Here is a 1,076-nt window from a genome sequence, read left to right as displayed (position 1 = left end):
CAGCGGAAGCGAAACAAAAATGCCCCAACACATCAATCAATACACAAAACGCGCTCGGCGCAATGGAACGGAAAACCGAGATAGCGCCCACGCTACGCCGCTCATCGAAAACAAGCACAGCCGACATACGTGTAAAAATAGGACATAGCGGCTAATCCTCACAATCAGGATCAAGCAATCGAGCGATAACCCGCCTAGCCCCATGACCCTCGTTATATGACATAAAACGATGATGACATAAATCTAACAACAGCTCATTATCGTCCGGATACTGAATAAGAGCAGTCAGCGCCGCCCGAAGAATATCATTACCCTGCTCATCGGTAACAACTAGCACATCACCGCGATTCAACTTAATGCGCCGAATCATGGATTAAACCAGACATCAAACACGAGGCTTACCCAGAAAACGCCCTGTTGAAACATCACAAGCCACCACATCAACCGACCACCGCTTAACAGCCTCGGCCAGCGACGAATAACAAAACGACCACCCCCCATGCAAATCCACCGAATCCATCACCCACCAAAGCCGGCGGCGCTGATCAAACTCAAATACCAAATCACCGAAAGGCACTCCGCAATCATCATGCTTTGATAGGGCGTTGAGCCTTTCTAAAACCAAAAAAGCACTATCACGAGCGGGATAATCCCGCGCCATCTGCGATTGGATCGCCAAAGACCCCCTGTAATAAGCCGCCACACCCATCATCAAACCCCATACCAAAAAGCCGCGAAGCGCCTACCGTTAAGCGAAAGCGCAACGGTAGGCCGGACTATGCAACCCCTCAATGATCCCAATGAGATTGAGAGAACCACTTACCCGCCACGAAAATACGATTGTCAGCATCAATAGGCACCTGCTCAGTGGTTTTGTCATACAACAAAATCCGCGCCGAATCCGCAGCAAACCCGCAAAGATAAAACCGCCAGTCATTCACAATAGAAACAACGCCATCGACCTCAACCACCTCGCGAGACTGAAAATACCCTTTGAACTCTCTTGTTTCGTACATTGAAAACCCTTTTATTTGACTATGTGCGAATCGCGCGGAGCGCCCGCCGCAGGGCGATAG

2 protein-coding genes are annotated in these 1,076 nt (G+C 49.8%); both read right to left on the bottom strand.

Annotation, left to right across the window (positions count from 1 at the left end; genetic code table 11):
- Window positions 1-385 precede the first annotated feature (385 nt).
- The gene (locus tag NP589_RS21565) at window positions 386-709 is read right to left on the bottom strand and encodes a hypothetical protein (protein ID WP_256608812.1); all 324 of its coding nucleotides are present in this window, start codon (window positions 707-709) and stop codon (window positions 386-388) included.
- 79 nt (window positions 710-788) lie between these two features.
- A partial coding sequence (locus NP589_RS21560) for a hypothetical protein (RefSeq protein ID WP_256608811.1) occupies window positions 789-1,076 on the bottom strand: 288 nt, incomplete at its 5' end.

The sequence above is a fragment of the Methylomonas rosea genome (assembly GCF_024505055.1).
GTDB lineage: Bacteria > Pseudomonadota > Gammaproteobacteria > Methylococcales > Methylomonadaceae > Methylomonas > Methylomonas rosea.
Note: the sequence above shows the minus strand (reverse complement) of the source record. Positions and strands in the feature narration are given on the sequence as shown.